The following is a 15,475-nucleotide window of genomic DNA, read 5'->3' on the forward strand; positions in this document are numbered from 1 at the left end:
ACTGTTCATTTTGGACAGTCTGTTTTCTTTTCACCTCCCTTCCCAGCTGAAACAAAAACATGCTTCTTAACTTTCATGTATAATGGGACTTAATAATCTGAAAAAAAAGGGGTGTTTAGAATGAATCGTGAACAATTAATCACACTCATTTCAGAAAAAATGAAATTAATTCGTACTGAAAAAGCTTTTACCCAGGATCAAATGAGTGATTTACTTGGACTATCTAAAAAAACACTTGTCCAAATTGAAAAGGGGCGTATTCTGGCGGGATGGACAACTACTGTTGCCGTCTGTACCTTGTGTCGTGACAGTACTATTTTGCAACATGAGCTAGGCGGTGAACCATTAGAGGTGGTGGATTTAATTGCGAATAATGGAACATTGCGGCCTAAAGATAAAACAATGGGTGGATACATATGGTGGAAAAATATACATGAGCATGGAGGGTTCCGACTACAGCAAAATATCATTAGCCTTCATTTCCGTATTTTAGACGACAACAATTTTCGTCTAATCTCAACATTTGATGAACAAGTAGCTAAACAAGCATGGGAAAAGCTACAGATGTAACTCTCCTCCATCTACTAGACTCCTTCCTAACAGTAGAAGCAGTATCCCTGCTTCTACTGTTGTTAGTTGTTTGCCCTCCTTCCCCCACTTATATCAACACACTCTAGACAAATATATAAAGAAAAGAAATTACTTGTCATATGATAAAGAGAATGGATTCTGTGAAATTTCTATAAAGGATAGATAGTTGAAGTTAGGAAAGTCGAAATTTGCAGAAATATTTTCTATACTTAATAGTAACCGCTGTGATATTGGAAAGGATGCGCATAAATGAATCGAATTCTAGCAATAAGTGATATACACGGAGAATTAGCGCTTTTTGAAGAACTATTACTAAAAGCAAACTATAATCCTGATGAAGATCAACTTTTTTTACTCGGTGATTACATCGACAGAGGTCCAGCTTCAAGTGGCGTGTTAAATTTAGTGAGCGAATTACAAGGAAAAGGAGCACGAGTTCTCCTCGGCAACCATGAAGCCATCATGCTCAATGCATGCCGTTCTGGCCTTGCTAAGCCATGGAACCATTGGGTAGGACTTTGTGGGGGGGATGCAACATTAGCAAGCTATGGCTACCAGCTGAACGATTTCGAGGATGCTATCGCTAGCCATACATTGCCTAGCTTTATTAAAACGTTGCCAAAGCTAGAAGAGCATTTACAATTACTTGAAAACTTCGAAACATACATTGAATTAGAGGATGCTATATTTGTACATGGTGGAGTTGTACCAGGTGTTGCGATGGCAGAAACAGACCCTATGCAATTACTATGGATCCGAGAAGTATTTCATGCAGGCTATCAAGGAGATAAAACCGTTATCTTTGGACATACACCTACGTATAAACTTCACCGTAACCCAACTGATTACAGTGTCTACTTTGGTGAAAACAATATTATCGGTATTGATGGTGGTGCTGTATTTGGTGGACAATTACACGCATTCGAATGGCCAAGTCGTCAAATATTCTCAGTTGAACATAAAAAACCAACAAGTAACGATTAACTTGTTGGTTTTTCTATTAATATAACTTGAAGATAACACCTACTAAAGAGTACACAATAACGGTTGTGAATAATATGGTCATATGGAATAGTGAGAACACAAACATTTTGGTAGCCCACTTCACTTGATCTTTATTACTATGATAGCCATATATACTCATTACTAGCCATGCAATACTTAATAGTAATGCGACAAGCATAATTCCCACACTTAAGGAACCAAATAAAAAGCTTGATAGAATTAGTAAAATTAAATAGAAATTTGTTTGATAATACGTACGGCGCATACCTTTCACAACAGGAAGCATTGGCACACTTGCCGCTTCATAATCTACACGTTTGCGGATTGCAATGGCATAAAAATGCGGCATTTGCCAAATAACCATCACCAAAAATAAACCTAGTATCGCAGGGTGTGTAATATCTGTCGATACGGCAGACCAGCCAATTAATGGCGGTACGGCACCACTTATACTACCAATTTCTGTATTATAAATCGTACGACGTTTTGTCCACATTGTGTAAGGGACTACATATAAAAATACTCCTAGTAAACCGAATGCCGCTGCTAATGGTGACGCAAGCGCCAAGACAGCTAAACCGATAATTAACATAGCTATCGCTAATGATAGCGTCGATTTTGCTGACATTTCCCCAGTGACGGTCGGTCTGCTTTGTGTACGAGGCATGATCGCATCGATATCACGGTCATACACATTATTAAAGGCCCCTGCTGCTCCAATAACAAGGGCAGAACCAACTGTTGAAAAAATCATTTCTGGTAAATTGTCTATGAACGTCATTTTATTTTTGTACATCCCTAGCGTTAAACCAGCCCACATTGGTATTAAATTAGATTTGATAATTCCTGTTTTGACTGTTTGCGCTAAAATAGTAGAGCGAGACGATTTCCCTCGTGTTGTTCCGGAGGATTGCGGTTTATGCTCCGAGTTCAGATTTTGTTCCATTCATCTTAATTCCTTTTCTCCATAATTTCTGCACGCCACAATCGATAGAAAGCGACAAAATTTGCATCTAGCACATCAAATTATTATTTTACCCCTTTTAGTTCTGTTCTGTCTCTAAGTTCACATAAAGTACATGTTTTTATCTAGTAAAGCACGCTCATTCACAACATCTTCTATGATACCACCGACTGACATGAATTTGAACCTTCTTGCTCGATTCTTATCATTACTATTCAAGAAAAGTAAAAACCGAGGCAGAATTTAGCCTCGGTTTCTATTATTGAAGATTTCCCTGAAGTTGCTGGGCCAAAAATGCCACTAAATCACGCATATTATCTGGTGTTACCCCATGTCCATCTGGATATTTCTTAAATGTCACAGTAGCGCCAAATTGTTCAAAAACCTCTTTGCTTTCCATTCCCCATTGTGATGGAATAACATAATCATAATCACCATGAGAAATAAAGGCTTGTAAATGTTCAACAGAGCGAATAGAATATTCCTCTGTGACAAATTTAGGTGTATAGCCACTTAATGCGACAACGCCCGTCACTAAATTCCCCATTACAAAGGCCAGTGATTGTGCTAGTACGGCTCCCTGGCTAAAGCCTAGTAAAAATACTTTATGAGGATCAACTTGATATTCGTCAATTGCCTCTAATATAAATCGTTGTAAAGCCACTAATACTTTTTCGAAGATAGCACGATCCGGTTGCCCTACCTCTTGAATTGTGAAGAAAGCATAACCTGGTTTTTGTGTAATGGGTCCACGCAAACTAAATATGTGACATTGTTCTTGAAAGTCCTGTACTAATTGTGGTAAGTCGTCTTCATTACTTCCCATACCATGCAATAAAAAAATAGCAGGGTATTTTTTTGTAGTGTCCATATTAGTAGGTGGTGTATGTTTAAAAGTAAATGGTGTATTCATGTCTTCAAATTCCTTTCACAGTCAATCTTTGTAACAAAGTGCTATAGTAATTTTGTTTTATTGATTAATCCATCTGTATGGTAAGCAATATATCCATTGACAACACGAATCGTCTCTAGTGGATTTGCGTCAAAAAGTATGTGTGATTGCTCAGGCGTGGACACCAGAACCGTTAATAAATCCATACGCATAGAATGCCCCGCAGAGCTGTATGCATAGTCGTAGATGATCGCTTCCTCTGTCATGCCTTCTGTCTCATATTGTTGATGGAATAATTCCTTTACAGTATCCATTTGCTCTGCTACTTGTTGTCGGATACGCATCTGATGCATCAATAATTCCTCTTCTAAAGTGGAGGGCTTTACCCATTTTTTAGCGTTTAGCATGTTCAGAAATTCTTGTTCCCACGCCTGTTCATTTTCAGTAAAGTAGAGCATATTGATCATGAGCAAATCCCAGAAATCAACGGCCGTAGTTGCTGAATTTCGTTGCATTGCTATAGTTTCTTTAAAATGTTCTTCTACCTTAGTAATATTCATATTGCGAACTAAATGATTACATACGTTTTCAATAAACTTATTTGCCACTTCTTGTGCCATAAAAAATCCGTCCTTTATATCTACAAATCATTTTTTTCTATCTTATCATACCATGATTGTGAAATATGGCAACGAAGCCCTCTCTATAGACATTTCACAAAAGGATGTCTCCCTTTGTAAAGGAAAACATCCTGAATGAATTACGAGAAAACATAGCTATCCATCGTATCCAACGTATTTTGTATAGCATCTTTCAATGATCGTTGATGTTCACCACAGGAAACTACTGCCTCTTCCAAAGCGATTGCAGCATTCGCCATAAACGGTGCCATTTGCAAATCCTTGGCCAATTGAATAAGTACTAATGCCTTATTCCATTTCCAACGAGGGTTAGTTGGATCTAAATTGATTGCCTGCTCCAAATAACCAAGCGCATCAAAAGGCATCCAGCCAAAGCGGTGCATTGTCTGGCCAGTCATTCCCCAGTAGACAGCCTTATTTGGATTTTCCTTAACGGCTTGTTGAAAGCAATGGACACTTTCATTATATTGATGGGCGAATAAAAACAGCTCTCCTTGCGTAAAGAAGGATTGGGCTTTTTCATTACCTGTTCCTGTCTTTGCTACCTCTTCTAATTGCTTTATATTCATTGCAAATGCTTCTTCATCTTTGATCGCACGTATTGCTACAACCGCATCGGATTCTGGATAGCTTTCGTCCGCACGTTCTGCATGTTGTATTTCTCCATCAAGAGTCGGCTTTGGATAATGTGCGAGATCATACTCTTCTAATAAAATTATATATTTTTGCGCAAGGGCTTGTTCCTCTTCAGTTGTCACCATTTTTGCAGCTTCATAACACTTCAGTAATTCGCCATTGTAAAAAAAATCATCCATTGACATTTAAAAATCCCTCCAGTGTATAACTATTCAGTCTTTTTAGTATACACTACAACATAAAAAGAGACTGATCAAAATTTTGATACAGTCTCCTTTAGTATTATTTTTTTAACACTACCGTATTTAAGAAGTTGCGTAAGTCCTCTTCTTTTAGTGCCCCTACAAAACGGTTCACTTCTTTTCCATCTTCAAAACGGATAAACGTTGGTGTTGCTTCAATATGATATTTCTCCCATAAATCTTCATATTCATAGACATTCAATTGAGCAATGTCGACACCCAGTTCATCGGCAATTGGCATTAATTCAGGTGTAAATGCTTGGCAGTGTACACAAATCGGGCTGAAGAAATACGCATTCACAGGTTCACCTGCTTTAATCTTTGCCTCTAATTCATCTGGTAACATAATGTTTTGATAGTTTTTGTCATCTAATTGATCAATTGTTTCTTGTTTCAGCTTTTTATCGCCATAAGGGTTGTTTGCGCTCTCTAGTTTACTTTTGTTTGAGACATTGGTAAGCACAATAATTGCTGCAAATAATACAACAATAACGGAACCAATAATTAATAATTTTTTCACTAGAATAGTGACCTCCTTTTTTACACTAAAATCCTAATTTTAGTGTATCCGGATTGATTATAAATTGTTTTGAAAACCTAGTAAACTAATTCGCCTTTAAAAAAAGATATTTCACATTTATAACATAATTTTAAGTATATTTGGGAACATACATATTGAGAGTTCATGCAAAATTTGAACGTGGGGTGATTATATGAAAAACTCGTTTCAGCATGTATTTCAAATTTATACGAAGGATATCCGGAACATTGTCACAAACTGGGTAGTAGCTATTATTGTGGGCGGATTGATTTTTCTTCCGTCACTTTACGCCTGGCTTAATATCTATGCCTCTATGGACCCATACGCCCACACATCCAATATGAAAATCGCTATTGTCAACGAGGATACAGGAACCACCGTTCGAAATGAAGCGATTAATGTTGGAAATGAAGTAATCGAGAATTTAAAAACGAATGAAAGCTTTACGTGGGAGCTTGAAAACGAAAAGCAAGCTATGGAGCATTTGAAAAATGGAGATTATTTTGCCATGATCGTTATTCCCAATGACTTTTCGCAAAAGCTCACCTCCATTCTGACAGAGCAACCATCTAAAGCGCATATTGATTATTATGTAAATGAAAAAAAGAATCCGATTGCCCCTAAAATAACAAGTAAAGGAGCTAGTGTCCTTACCCAGCAGGTTTCTAGTGAATTTGTATCAACGGTCAACGGGACGCTATTCTCCATTTTTAATACTATCGGGCTTGAAATGGAACGAGAAATTCCTGACTTCCGAAAATTCGAAAACTATGTCTTTACTATAGAGCAGCATTTACCTGATATCCATTCATTTTTAGCACAGGCTGCCAGCCAAGGGAAGGATGCCGATCAATTACTCAATCGTGCGCTCACACAAATTCCACAGGTGGAACAATTAACAACAAATGGTTTGACTACTATTCAAAAAGGTCTAACTCTTGTGAATGAAGCAGATGCTCTGTTTAATGAGCTATCTCCCCTTATCAAAAAAGATGTACAAACTGTTCAAAATATTGCGCAGCACTTCACAAATATTATGAATAAACTCAACAGTATTGATCTTGATTCAGCTTCTATCACCCAAACAAAAGAAGCATTAAAAAATCAATTGTCAACGTCCAAAGAGAACATAACACATAGTATTCAAACACTTGAGGCGCTACAGAAGTTGATTCAAGCAGATACTTTAACCCGAAATCAGTTACAGGATTCCTTAGATCGTATCATCGCATCTTTACAGCAAAGTAATGCCCAAGATAATGAACAAATCATTGAACAGCTTACAGCCATTCGTGATGCCCTGCAAGATAATCCGACCTTTACCGATTCAACTGTAAACGCTCTTAAAGACTTGCAACAATTAAATACGTTACATGCAGATATCCTTACAAAAATTGAACAATTACAGCCCATTGATAAAACCGTCATTCAACAAGACATGACAGCGATTCAAAACATCGCACAAAATGCTACGGCTAATTTACAAAAATTCTTGGTCTATTATAACGATACATTAGAGCCACAAATTCGCTCCACATTGTCTGGTGCTAAAAGTACATTAACAAGTGCAGCTACCATGTTGACGGATGTAAAACAATTCATACCTCAGGCAACAGATAAATTGACACAGGCAAAAAATACATTAGGTACGGCTAATAATGCTCTCCAGAAAATACAAGGCGAGTTCCCTGCTCTCAGTACAAAAATCAAAGACTTAGCAAATAAACTTCGAACTTTAGAAAATGAAGCTGATATTTCAGAGATTGTGCAATTATTAAAGAATGATGTCAATGCCGAGCGTGATTTCTTTGAAGAGCCCATTAAACTAAAGGAACATCGACTATTCCCTATCGCCAACTACGGGACAGCGATGACACCATTTTACACAGTGCTATCCATTTGGGTCGGCTGTTTATTATTAATTTCATTATTATCCGTCAATCTTCATGAAAACTCACCCTATAGTATCCGTGAAATCTATTTTGGCCGCTTACTAACGTTTGCAACTTTTTCTATTATACAAACCCTCATCATAACGATTGGTGATACTTTTTTAGTTGACGGTTCTATTAAGGCGCCCGCTTACTTTATCCTGTTTGGCCTTTTGATTAGCGTAGTATTTGTAACCGTCGTGTATACGTTAGTCTCGGTCTTTGGAAATATTGGAAAAGCTTTAGCAATTGTGATGCTTGTTTTACAAATTGCGGGCTCTGGTGGGACATACCCTGTGGAGTTATTGCCAAGGTTCTTCCAAATCATTAACCCATTTTTGCCCTTTACGTATGCCATTGAAATGATGCGTGAGGCGGTGGGAGGCATTATCTGGTCAACTGTATGGATAGATCTCCTCTTCTTAATTGGTTTCTGGTTCGTCTTTATCCTCTTCGGCTTTTTCTTAAAAAAGTTACTGAGCGAGAAAATAGAACATTTTATGAACAAAACACGCGGGTTAGATATATTTCATTGATTTTCACCTAGGCTCCATGTAAATGTTTATGACAACGATGGTATAATGGAAGTATTGTAAACATGTGGGAGGCGCTATTGTTGAAGAAAACGGTTTCTATTTTTATTGTTTTGGCGTTAATGTTATTAAGTGCGTGTGGGGAAAATAAGAAAAATGTTGAAAATGATCATGTAGCTACAGAAGGGGAAACTTCCCATGAAGAGGATAGTCATGCTTCAGGTGATATTCAGGAAGAAACAGCTTCAGCAAATGTTCTTCCAACATTTTTAGAGGATAAACAAGAAAATATTCGCTTAGTTTATCAAGTTGCTGGACAATCTACAGAAATTCTTGAATGGATGCCATGTTATTGTGGATGTGGCGAATCTTCTGGTCATAAAAGTAATTTAAACTGCTTTATTCAGGAAAAACGTGAGGATGGATCCGTCGTCTGGGATGATCATGGGACTCGTTGTTTAGTCTGCTTAGAAATCGCTGTACAATCGGCTAAAATGCATCAGGATGGCAAGAGTCTAAAAGAAATTCGCCAAGTCATGGATGAAACTTATAAAGAAGGCTATGCAAAACCAACACCAACTGATATGCCGGCATAAAAAGCAAAGTCCATCGAGCAGCTCATTCTCGATGGACTTTGCCATTTTTTCTTCTCTTTCATTTTCAATATTAGGTAAACCACTGCCAATCTCAATATAAGTTACCACATTGTAAAAAAAGACTGTAGGCAAACTCAACATTCAATGAGTTTGCCTAAGCTTAACGCGACTTTGCTTTTATTGTTGCACTTGATTTTTCTTTCTTTTTCGAAGGATGACATATAGGATCACTGCAATAACAATTATTAATCCTATAAATTCGGCAATTAGGACCAATGAAATTTCACCTTTTTTATCCGTTTTCACATCAGTATTATTAACGTTTTGATCTACTGCTACGACAAATTGTCCCTCTTTTGTTTCAATTGCTGCACCTGCTTGTGAATCAGTCTCTTTCAAGTGTGCATAAAAGTCTCCCTTAATTGAGGCATTGTCAAACGATTGTATCCATAATAATGGCTGAGTGTCCTGCCAGAAGTTTTTAGTCATATAAGCATATTGACCAATTGCCTCAGGTAAAAAGCCTTGTTGAATTAGTTGTTCAGAAGAATTCGGAATTTGGCTAGCATTTTTGGATAGCCACTTAAGCTGCTTCATGTCTCCCATAAAAATGACCGCATGCTTTTGTAAAGCTTCTTCGGTGACATCTTTGTCCTTTATAAGGGTGATATTGGCCATTTTGCCATTCATCATTAATGCCTTATACATAGATAGCATCTTTACATCATCCATGCTTTCATTATTAGGAATCACCATTAATGTATGATCATGAAAGGAATTCGGAAAATCACGTAAAGTAAAGGTTGGTTCAGTCGTATCTTTAGTGATCGATAAAGAACTAGCACTATCTATATATAACCAATAGCGTTCATTCGTTGTTTCACATGGGTCCTCTAATTGAAAGCCTGTTACTTCAAATTGAATATCTGTCATAGATTGTTGATTAAGAACATTAGTTTGAATTGGTAGTAAAGCCTCATACATATCTGTAGTAGTTTGCTCTAGCTTTCGTAAATCTACCGAATGTGGGACATTATTGATATAGGCAATCAATTCAAGTTTTCGATCATCGTCATCATGATTGTCTGGTATACTAGCTGATTTCTTTAACACTAATCGCATGACCGCTTCCTTATTGGCCTCTAATTGTGGCAAGGATACATAATAATGTGGGGTCATAGTTAATTGACTAGACAATGTTTGGTTTTCAAAGCCAAATTGCTGGAAGGACATGGTTGAATCTGAAGTGCTGTCTATTTTCGGTAAATCTTTAATGTCTAATGTATTTCCGATTAATTGCCCAGATAATCTAGATTCTGTTAAAAAGGATAATCGTTCCTCAATCGCTTTCCCATTCGTTGAAGTCACAGCCAAAATAGGTACCCGTTGATTTGAATCTGTATTTAGTAATTCCTGCAGAGATAATGTCATGGTGTCGTCACTAATATTGATTTTATCTAATACATTTTTGAATAAGCTTGTACTAAACTCCTTTTGTGCACCTATGATAACAATAGGCCCAGACACTTGATTGACCGCATCTTCACGTTTAATCTGAACATTTGTATCACCATGCTCTGATAAATAAGCCGAGAGCTGGTAACCACTGTTTAAAGTCGCTTCAGAAGCTTGCTTTGGTAAAATAACGGTTGTTGCATATCCCTCATAGCCCAAAAATGCAGTTGGATAACTAGTTAATGTCCATGCTTGGCTCTCTTCGCTAAAAGCTGACATGGAAGATGGTATATCGATACGTAACCAATTACCTGCATTACCAGGTGGCACACAAATACCTTCTTTTAGAATCCCATAAAAACTTGCAGTAATCTTGTGAGTCCCTTTTAATAAAGCCTCTTTTGGGAGATTAACGACAATCGTTTGCTTAAGTGAATCTGCTTTCAATGGCACCGTTTTGACCGCTACATCATCCACTTTCACGGTAAATGAGGATGGTGCTATAAGCAGCTCCGAATGTTGAATTTGAAAAGTAACTTGCTGGCCATTTTGTTTCACATCATCTACTAGATTATAATAAAAATCTCTCGATGAGGATGGACCCTGTAATTCGATTGGCTGTGATAATAATGGCTTGTTTTGCTTTTGATTGCCTTCTATCGCCATTGTTTGATCATCCACGGCAATGGTAGCCGCAACAGCGTCATTTGTAATACATAAAAAGCCTATAAAAAATAAAAATATAGAGAAAAATTTGGCTCTCATTATTCCGCTCCTTTATCTGTTTGCTTTGAAAATCGTTCTGTTTTATACCATTGCACTTCTTGCCCAGTAAACATGCGCTTGATTTCTAAAAATAATGACCATACCACAAGTACAATCCACATTTGGGAATACGTAAAATACATAAGAATGACATATAAGAAATTCTTTCTATTCATTTCAGTTTTTTCAATACTTAAGGTAATCATTACTTCTCCTAGGAATAGTAAAAAGGCTAAAACCCATAAAACAAGGGCAATATCGCCAACGGTCAAACCAATGTCATAAAATAAATTAATAATAAATAAAGCATTGGATAAAATAACGCCAAAGAAAAATAAGAAATACGTAAAGAAGAAGTAAAATAAATCAAACATAATACTTTTTCTTTTTAAGGTGAAAAACTGGCTTAAAAACTTCAGAACTACATATTGATTGCCCCTTGCCCATCTTGTTCGTTGTTTCCACCAAACTTTTAATGTCTCGGGCTCCTGCTCCCAAGTAATAGCCTTTGGGAAAAACCGTATATGATAGCCTAAGTTATAAACACGGATAGTCAGCTCTGTGTCCTCTGCTAATGCTTTTACATCCCATCCACCTAACTGCTCTAAAACTGTACGGCGAATGGCAAAATTAGTACCTGGAATGGTTGCTACCTTAAACCATTTCCATCGGCCACCCTGAGCCATCCACTGGAAGCAAATTGTTTCTATATTAATAAACCTTGTCAACCAAGTTTCAGTCGCATTAATGACGCGAAACTTCCCTACAGTGGCCGCAGCTTTTGGGTCATTTAAAAGACCCATTACTAAGTACCAAACTGCCATCTTTTCAGGTGTATTATCTGCATCATAGACCACTACAATGTCCCCTGTAGAATCAGCTAACGCAGAATTTAATGCCGAAGATTTACCCTTCCCTTTGTTAGGCTCCACGGTTTCAATCACTCGAATAAATGGAAATTTTTCAGCATACTGCTTGGCGATATCACCAGTTTCATCAGAGGAATTATCATTAATGACAATCACCTCTAATTTATCTTTAGGATAATATAAACGAGACATTGCCCGTAATGTCTGCTCAATTACGAGTGCTTCATTATGAGCTGGTATAAAAACACTGACAGAGGGTACATGCGACATTTTTTTAGACCACTCATCAATTGGTTTTTCAAATGAACGGAAATGTAAATAGCCCCCCTCCATTAAAAACATGTGGTAGAGCAGCATAATCCAAATGAGGAAAAGTGAAATAAAAAATAATAGATTAGCCATTTGTCTTCCTCTCCTCAAATAATCTCTTACGCAATGAAATTCGTAATCGTAAGGTACTTATAAAAAATAATGTAACAAACAAGGATACAACAAAGACAAGGATCCATAAAATTAATTCGAATGGCCGTTCATCGAATGAAATTTTTAAACGCTCTTTTTTAGAAAAAGATAAGTCAATGATCTGTTCACCATCTTTATGTTGGACGATGGAAACATTCTCTGATTTTACCTGTTGGTTTGTTTGTCGGAAATTCATGAGTTCTATTTGCGGATGTCCTTTTAGCACATCAACAAGGTCTTGAACATAAGAAAAATTTACATAAGCAGGATATTGAATACCGATAATAGAACTAGGAACCTGTAATAAAAAGTCTATTTTTCGTTTGACAGTATATAAAGGATTGCTGTCTGTATCAGGAATGGTCCCTACCGTCATTGGATAGATGGTACGGCTGTCCATTTGTGTAATATATAATGATGAACTTTCTTCCCGGATACTCCCTTTAAATAGGCTACTCTCATCACGGCTTATAGATGGATAAATATTCCGCAACGCTAAATAATCAAGACTCTTTTCAGGTGAAGTAGTAGAAGAAAGGATAAATGGATAACCTTCATTTTGTAGCTTTTGTAAATAACTTAATAATTTTTTATTATCATGTAAGTAATATATATTTTTTTCAAATTCATCCAATAATATAGGTGTTACTTCAAGTGCAATCGGCACGCTATTTTTAGTAAATGCCTTCACTACCTTTTCTAGCTTTCCCACATCTGTTTTCATATTAATATCCGATAGTACAATAAAAGCTGGATGTGACTGCGGCTTGGGTAATTGCAATAAATCACCCATTAGGGTAGGCCATAGATATTGTAAGGATCCTCTATTCACAAAATCTCCGATATATGACCAATTGTTCTTTTTAACAACAAAAGGATAGGATTCATTCATTGAGGAGGCTCTTTTCACGACCTCGAAATCAGCTGAAGGTAACACACTTTTCCATCTTACAGGGTTGTCTAAACTTTCTTCCCCAATTGTTCGGAGCTCAATTATTTGACCTTGCTGCCATTTAGAAAATGGGCTGAATTGAAGAGCATTTTCACCAATCAAAATCGCAGAACCTTGAAAATGATTCACAGCAGCTAAAGCCTTCTCAGGAATAACTGTTGGATACGCGTTAAAAATAACAATCCGTTTATAACGTTGCAGCATCTGCTCTTCTATTTCTTCAATCGGTAAAACATCTACGGACGTATATACTTGAAGCATCTCTTTCAATGCTATAACATCACGATTTGGTTGCTGAGTACTTGTGACAAAGATCAAGGCTATGTCTTTGTCATCTTGTGCAGCAAATGCTGTCTCACTTGATACGAAAGTATAAAAACAAAGCATTCCAATGGCGAACCATAAGTTGTATTTAGAGCGCACTTGTTTTCATCTCTCTTTCCAGTTCTGTTAAAAGCTCATCAAATGTTGTTTCCATCAATGGTCGATAGGTCATAAAGCTCGTTTTATAATTGAGTGTGACCCATTTGCCATTGACCAATTGATGATTTTTTAATGCTTGATCTAGTTTGTCATAAATGACTTCCATATGCTGGTCTGTTGTATCGATTAGCAACAACCCTATATGATTTTCACGAAACCGAAACTTTTTATCCGTTTGTCTGACCGTTTGTTGAATTCGTTGGGAAAGCTGCTGCCATAAATGCTGTACCTCTTTTGCACCATACAGCTTTTGGAATTTACCATAATTTTCAAGCTTTAAAACCATAAAAACAAAAGTATGTTTATGTCGGTCTGCCCTTCGCATCTCTTCATTGACGCTTATACGCATTCTCGTTTCATTATCAAATCCTGTTTCCACATCAATGGCTACATAATTCCTAACATCCTCTTGCAGTTTTTTTAAATAGTTTCCCTGTTCACTCATTAATTCATGCACCTTTCCAGCACAAAGAATGAGGATCAATAGTAGAATCCCGTAGGCGAAAAACATTTGCATGGAAAAAGTAGGATTTAGAAAAATTACAGCTCCTGCTATTCCTGTATAAAGTAATGTCGAGCCTGTAATAAAAATAAAGACGAGGCTACTCACAAGACCAAATACAGTCCCTCTCCAAAGTGTAAGTACGATAAGAATCATTAAAAAGGTGTACAATAATAAGCCTTCAGCATCCTGACGGAGTAAAATATAGGCTGGAAATTGTAACAATAAAATGAGTAATATTCCATAACCTAAAATAGCTTTATTTCTATTTATTGTGGTACGCATTTTCTACCTCCCTTTCTGCTAATAGTGGTAGTAAATTATCAAAACTATGCGTTGACTTTGTATGTTTATCGACATAGCCTGATGAAGGATCTTTTAGAGCTGTCATCTTTTCCATGAATTGCTGAGCTAATTGCTGTTCGTTTAATGCCAGCATATATCTTGCTGCCATGGCATAAACAGCTGGCGATTCAAAGTTAACGGTCGGTTGATTCGTTTGGGCACTGTAACGACCATAGAGTTTACCGTCTCTCTTCAAAAGGTTTACTAGCCAGTTTTTAAATGGCATTGTGTCCCCATCTATCGAAGCAAGATGATAGGCTGTATATAATTGATCGATCATGTGCAATTCCTCGTCGAACACATAACTTTTAGTGGCAAGGTCAAAATATTTTGGGAAAAATCCTGCCTCAGCTATTGGGGCATTTTGTAAAATGCCCAACTGATGTTGAACTTGTTGCTGGGATAATAGACCATGCTGCTCCATTTCATAAAAAGCAGATGGCATAATATAGCTCATAGTTAAAGCTGTTGCTTTCTCATGGCTATTAACATCTACATAATCAACAAACAGTTCTTGATTCATCCCATATTGAATCAAATTATCTCCAATTTGTTTACCCAATTGTTCATAATCTGAATCATGCCATTTCTCACTGGCATCCAGTAAAACACGGATGATGCGTAAATCATCAATCAGTGCATTGACAGCAGCTTTTTTAGTACCATCTAATCGCCAAACAATAAAGTCGTTTGACAAAAAATACGATTTCAAGACATCGACTTGTTCATCAAAACGTGCTTGATCATCTTTTTCTACTAGATAGGCAAGCCATAAGCCAACCGATTCAGATAAAAACACATCCTTTTGGGTATCTAAATCTGTGCGTAATAAACCTTTTCCATTCATTAAATCTTCGATGACAAATTGTTCTGTTGGTGAAGTAGCAGGCTCTTTTTGTATCGCTACCTCTTTTTCTGTACAGCAAATTAAAAGAAAAACAACACTAACTACTAACAAAAACCATTTAAAATTTTTTATCATCGTCATCTTCCTCATTAATAGTTATTTTTCTATAATGAAATCCCGATTTTATATTATAGTATACAATAATTAGAAAGGCTAAGCTTTT

The 15,475-nt window shown here is 36.8% G+C and carries 14 protein-coding genes; 4 read left to right on the top strand and 10 right to left on the bottom strand.

Going from position 1 to position 15,475, the window contains the following annotated elements:
- Window positions 1–120 precede the first annotated feature (120 nt).
- Window positions 121–570 (top strand): helix-turn-helix transcriptional regulator, encoded by a 450-nt coding sequence (locus tag AC07YC_RS07880; RefSeq protein ID WP_494918993.1) that lies wholly within the window; start codon window positions 121–123, stop codon window positions 568–570.
- Window positions 571–840: 270 nt separating this feature from the next.
- Window positions 841–1,575, top strand: coding sequence for a metallophosphoesterase (locus AC07YC_RS07885; protein WP_494918994.1), 735 nt, complete (start codon window positions 841–843; stop codon window positions 1,573–1,575).
- A gap of 16 nt (window positions 1,576–1,591) precedes the next feature.
- Here AC07YC_RS07885 and cyoE read toward each other — a convergent pair whose 3' ends face one another.
- The 5 genes from cyoE to AC07YC_RS07910 form a co-directional block, all read right to left on the bottom strand.
- Window positions 1,592–2,542 (bottom strand): heme o synthase, encoded by a 951-nt coding sequence (cyoE, locus tag AC07YC_RS07890; RefSeq protein WP_494918995.1) that lies wholly within the window; start codon window positions 2,540–2,542, stop codon window positions 1,592–1,594.
- A gap of 277 nt (window positions 2,543–2,819) precedes the next feature.
- The gene (locus tag AC07YC_RS07895; RefSeq protein WP_494918996.1) at window positions 2,820–3,473 is read right to left on the bottom strand and encodes an alpha/beta hydrolase; all 654 of its coding nucleotides are present in this window, start codon (window positions 3,471–3,473) and stop codon (window positions 2,820–2,822) included.
- 41 nt (window positions 3,474–3,514) lie between these two features.
- Window positions 3,515–4,072, bottom strand: coding sequence for a hypothetical protein (locus AC07YC_RS07900; protein WP_494918998.1), 558 nt, complete (start codon window positions 4,070–4,072; stop codon window positions 3,515–3,517).
- 140 nt (window positions 4,073–4,212) lie between these two features.
- Window positions 4,213–4,914: a tetratricopeptide repeat protein gene (locus tag AC07YC_RS07905; RefSeq protein ID WP_494918999.1), complete on the bottom strand. Its 702-nt coding sequence runs from the start codon at window positions 4,912–4,914 to the stop codon at window positions 4,213–4,215.
- Between the two features lie 97 nt (window positions 4,915–5,011).
- Window positions 5,012–5,491, bottom strand: a complete 480-nt coding sequence (locus AC07YC_RS07910; RefSeq protein WP_025116012.1) for a thioredoxin family protein — start codon at window positions 5,489–5,491, stop codon at window positions 5,012–5,014.
- 193 nt (window positions 5,492–5,684) lie between these two features.
- Here AC07YC_RS07910 and AC07YC_RS07915 point away from each other — a divergent pair, with 193 nt between their 5' ends.
- The gene (locus AC07YC_RS07915) at window positions 5,685–7,979 is read left to right on the top strand and encodes a YhgE/Pip family protein (protein WP_494919001.1); all 2,295 of its coding nucleotides are present in this window, start codon (window positions 5,685–5,687) and stop codon (window positions 7,977–7,979) included.
- Window positions 7,980–8,059: 80 nt separating this feature from the next.
- Window positions 8,060–8,572 carry a PCYCGC motif-containing (lipo)protein gene (locus tag AC07YC_RS07920; RefSeq protein WP_494919002.1) on the top strand — a complete coding sequence of 171 codons (513 nt, stop codon included), beginning with the start codon at window positions 8,060–8,062 and terminating at the stop codon, window positions 8,570–8,572.
- 177 nt (window positions 8,573–8,749) lie between these two features.
- On the opposite strand, the gene AC07YC_RS07925 is transcribed toward AC07YC_RS07920, so the two are convergent.
- The 5 genes from AC07YC_RS07925 to AC07YC_RS07945 are packed head-to-tail and all read right to left on the bottom strand — an operon-like array spanning window position 8,750 to window position 15,387.
- Window positions 8,750–10,792 (bottom strand): cellulose biosynthesis cyclic di-GMP-binding regulatory protein BcsB, encoded by a 2,043-nt coding sequence (locus AC07YC_RS07925; protein ID WP_494919003.1) that lies wholly within the window; start codon window positions 10,790–10,792, stop codon window positions 8,750–8,752.
- Window positions 10,792–12,063 (bottom strand): glycosyltransferase family 2 protein, encoded by a 1,272-nt coding sequence (locus AC07YC_RS07930; RefSeq protein ID WP_494919005.1) that lies wholly within the window; start codon window positions 12,061–12,063, stop codon window positions 10,792–10,794. The genes AC07YC_RS07925 and AC07YC_RS07930 overlap by 1 nt, the downstream gene beginning before the upstream one ends.
- Window positions 12,056–13,498, bottom strand: coding sequence for a hypothetical protein (locus AC07YC_RS07935; protein ID WP_494919006.1), 1,443 nt, complete (start codon window positions 13,496–13,498; stop codon window positions 12,056–12,058). The genes AC07YC_RS07930 and AC07YC_RS07935 overlap by 8 nt, the downstream gene beginning before the upstream one ends.
- Window positions 13,488–14,345 (bottom strand): diguanylate cyclase domain-containing protein, encoded by an 858-nt coding sequence (locus AC07YC_RS07940; protein ID WP_494919007.1) that lies wholly within the window; start codon window positions 14,343–14,345, stop codon window positions 13,488–13,490. The genes AC07YC_RS07935 and AC07YC_RS07940 overlap by 11 nt, the downstream gene beginning before the upstream one ends.
- Entirely contained in the window at window positions 14,326–15,387 is a 1,062-nt protein-coding gene (locus AC07YC_RS07945; RefSeq protein WP_494919008.1) for a glycosyl hydrolase family 8, read from the bottom strand. The genes AC07YC_RS07940 and AC07YC_RS07945 overlap by 20 nt, the downstream gene beginning before the upstream one ends.
- Window positions 15,388–15,475: the final 88 nt, after the last annotated feature.

Source organism: Lysinibacillus sp. GW247-5R2A (assembly GCF_059424475.1).

Excerpts from the sequence above, each read along its gene's own strand:
- AC07YC_RS07880 (WP_494918993.1), top strand. The coding sequence starts at position 121 with ATGAATCGTGAACAATTAATCACACTCATTTCAGAAAAAATGAAATTA.
- AC07YC_RS07925 (WP_494919003.1), bottom strand. The coding sequence starts at position 10,792 with ATGAGAGCCAAATTTTTCTCTATATTTTTATTTTTTATAGGCTTTTTA.
- AC07YC_RS07900 (WP_494918998.1), bottom strand. The coding sequence starts at position 4,072 with ATGGCACAAGAAGTGGCAAATAAGTTTATTGAAAACGTATGTAATCAT.
- AC07YC_RS07885 (WP_494918994.1), top strand. The coding sequence starts at position 841 with ATGAATCGAATTCTAGCAATAAGTGATATACACGGAGAATTAGCGCTT.
- AC07YC_RS07930 (WP_494919005.1), bottom strand. The coding sequence starts at position 12,063 with ATGGCTAATCTATTATTTTTTATTTCACTTTTCCTCATTTGGATTATG.
- AC07YC_RS07915 (WP_494919001.1), top strand. The coding sequence starts at position 5,685 with ATGAAAAACTCGTTTCAGCATGTATTTCAAATTTATACGAAGGATATC.
- AC07YC_RS07905 (WP_494918999.1), bottom strand. The coding sequence starts at position 4,914 with ATGTCAATGGATGATTTTTTTTACAATGGCGAATTACTGAAGTGTTAT.
- cyoE (WP_494918995.1), bottom strand. The coding sequence starts at position 2,542 with ATGGAACAAAATCTGAACTCGGAGCATAAACCGCAATCCTCCGGAACA.
- AC07YC_RS07940 (WP_494919007.1), bottom strand. The coding sequence starts at position 14,345 with ATGCGTACCACAATAAATAGAAATAAAGCTATTTTAGGTTATGGAATA.
- AC07YC_RS07895 (WP_494918996.1), bottom strand. The coding sequence starts at position 3,473 with ATGAATACACCATTTACTTTTAAACATACACCACCTACTAATATGGAC.
- AC07YC_RS07945 (WP_494919008.1), bottom strand. The coding sequence starts at position 15,387 with ATGATAAAAAATTTTAAATGGTTTTTGTTAGTAGTTAGTGTTGTTTTT.